This is a genomic window from Bacillus thermotolerans (assembly GCF_000812025.2).
Classification (GTDB): domain Bacteria; phylum Bacillota; class Bacilli; order Bacillales; family Domibacillaceae; genus Quasibacillus; species Quasibacillus thermotolerans.
In genome coordinates, this window is record NZ_JWJE02000102.1 from 1 (window position 1) to 1,723 (window position 1,723).

Annotated in this window: 17 tRNA genes and 1 rRNA gene; all 18 read right to left on the reverse strand. The window is 51.8% G+C overall.

Annotated features, from left to right (window positions below):
- Positions 1 to 125 precede the first annotated feature (125 nt).
- Positions 126 to 199: transfer RNA gene (locus QY97_RS18800), tRNA-Arg, on the reverse strand.
- A gap of 43 nt (positions 200 to 242) precedes the next feature.
- A tRNA-Asn gene (locus QY97_RS18805) sits at positions 243 to 314 on the reverse strand.
- A 6-nt stretch (positions 315 to 320) separates the two neighbouring features.
- A tRNA-Ile gene (locus tag QY97_RS18810) sits at positions 321 to 394 on the reverse strand.
- A gap of 11 nt (positions 395 to 405) precedes the next feature.
- Positions 406 to 479 (reverse strand) — tRNA-Gly (locus QY97_RS18815).
- Between the two features lie 14 nt (positions 480 to 493).
- Positions 494 to 564: transfer RNA gene (locus QY97_RS18820), tRNA-Cys, on the reverse strand.
- Between the two features lie 13 nt (positions 565 to 577).
- Positions 578 to 652: transfer RNA gene (locus QY97_RS18825), tRNA-Gln, on the reverse strand.
- Positions 653 to 658: 6 nt separating this feature from the next.
- Positions 659 to 734, reverse strand: a tRNA-His gene (locus QY97_RS18830).
- A gap of 12 nt (positions 735 to 746) precedes the next feature.
- A tRNA-Trp gene (locus QY97_RS18835) sits at positions 747 to 817 on the reverse strand.
- Positions 818 to 824: 7 nt separating this feature from the next.
- Positions 825 to 909: transfer RNA gene (locus QY97_RS18840), tRNA-Tyr, on the reverse strand.
- A gap of 5 nt (positions 910 to 914) precedes the next feature.
- Positions 915 to 987: transfer RNA gene (locus QY97_RS18845), tRNA-Thr, on the reverse strand.
- A gap of 5 nt (positions 988 to 992) precedes the next feature.
- A tRNA-Phe gene (locus QY97_RS18850) sits at positions 993 to 1,068 on the reverse strand.
- Between the two features lie 15 nt (positions 1,069 to 1,083).
- Positions 1,084 to 1,160: transfer RNA gene (locus QY97_RS18855), tRNA-Asp, on the reverse strand.
- Between the two features lie 4 nt (positions 1,161 to 1,164).
- Positions 1,165 to 1,238, reverse strand: a tRNA-Met gene (locus tag QY97_RS18860).
- A gap of 23 nt (positions 1,239 to 1,261) precedes the next feature.
- Positions 1,262 to 1,337: transfer RNA gene (locus tag QY97_RS18865), tRNA-Val, on the reverse strand.
- Between the two features lie 3 nt (positions 1,338 to 1,340).
- Positions 1,341 to 1,415: transfer RNA gene (locus QY97_RS18870), tRNA-Glu, on the reverse strand.
- Between the two features lie 26 nt (positions 1,416 to 1,441).
- A tRNA-Ser gene (locus QY97_RS18875) sits at positions 1,442 to 1,534 on the reverse strand.
- A gap of 5 nt (positions 1,535 to 1,539) precedes the next feature.
- Positions 1,540 to 1,614, reverse strand: a tRNA-Asn gene (locus QY97_RS18880).
- Positions 1,615 to 1,632: 18 nt separating this feature from the next.
- A 5S ribosomal RNA gene (gene rrf / locus QY97_RS19735) occupies positions 1,633 to 1,723 on the reverse strand; the annotation flags it as partial.

The window sequence follows — 1,723 nt, forward strand, 5'->3', positions numbered from 1 at the left end:
CCATGTTATCTCTAGTTGTGTTTCTTAATTATACAAAAAAGTACCCTATAGGTAGACTTTTTTTGGTGTCTACTCTATAGGGTACACTTTAATGAGAAGCTGGGCTTTTCTATTTAACCAATATACGCGCCTTAGAGGATTCGAACCTCTGACCGACGGCTTAGAAGGCCGTTGCTCTATCCTGCTGAGCTAAAGGCGCATAGACAGAAAGAAGAGGCCAACGGCTCTCCCCCCATGAACAACTCCGCAGGCAAGATTCGAACTTGCGACCGATCGGTTAACAGCCGATTGCTCTACCACTGAGCTACTGCGGAATAAAATGGGCCTGAATGGACTTGAACCATCGACCTCACGCTTATCAGGCGTGCGCTCTAACCAGCTGAGCTACAGGCCCATCATTATTAATGGAGCGGGTGATGGGAATCGAACCCACGACATCAGCTTGGAAGGCTGAGGTTTTACCATTAAACTACACCCGCCTGTGTAAAGACCAAGGCAGCAACCGGATTCGAACCGGTGATAAAGGTTTTGCAGACCTCTGCCTTACCACTTGGCTATGCTGCCATAAAGAAAAAAATGGCTGGGCTAGCAGGATTCGAACCTGCGCATGACGGAGTCAAAGTCCGGTGCCTTACCGCTTGGCTATAGCCCAATTATATGGGGCGATTGATGGGAATCGAACCCACGAGTGTCGGAGCCACAATCCGATGCGTTAACCACTTCGCCACAACCGCCATGTTAATCAACAGGGGCAGTAGGAATCGAACCCACACTGGAGGTTTTGGAGACCTCTGTTCTACCGTTAAACTATGCCCCTATAAGAATGGTGGAGGGGGACGGATTCGAACCGCCGAACCCTGAGGGAGCGGATTTACAGTCCGCCGCGTTTAGCCACTTCGCTACCCCTCCACAAATGCCGGCAAGAGGACTTGAACCCCCAACCTACTGATTACAAGTCAGTTGCTCTACCAATTGAGCTACACCGGCATAAATGGTGGCTCAGGACGGAATCGAACCGCCGACACATGGATTTTCAGTCCATTGCTCTACCGACTGAGCTACTGAGCCTAACTTATGTATAAATGGCGGTCCGGACGGGACTCGAACCCGCGACCTCCTGCGTGACAGGCAGGCATTCTAACCAACTGAACTACCGGACCATAATTGCGGGGGCAGGATTTGAACCTGCGACCTTCGGGTTATGAGCCCGACGAGCTACCGAACTGCTCCACCCCGCGGCAACAATATAATAAAACTTACATGGTGGAGGATGACGGGCTCGAACCGCCGACCCTCTGCTTGTAAGGCAGATGCTCTCCCAGCTGAGCTAATCCTCCACATGGTGACCCCTACGGGATTCGAACCCGTGTTACCGCCGTGAAAGGGCGGTGTCTTAACCGCTTGACCAAGGGGCCGTAATTAAGAATGTTACTGGTTATAATGGCGGAGAGCAAGGGATTCGAACCCTTGAGACGGCGGTAACCGTCTACACGATTTCCAATCGTGCTCCTTCGGCCAGCTCGGACAGCTCTCCATAATTGGCTCCGCAGGCAAGATTCGAACTTGCGACCGATCGGTTAACAGCCGATTGCTCTACCACTGAGCTACTGCGGAATAAAGATTAATTAAATAGCCTGGCAGCGTCCTACTCTCACAGGGGGAAGCCCCCAACTACCATCGGCGCTGAAGAGCTTAACTTCCGTGTTCGGGATGGGAACGGGTC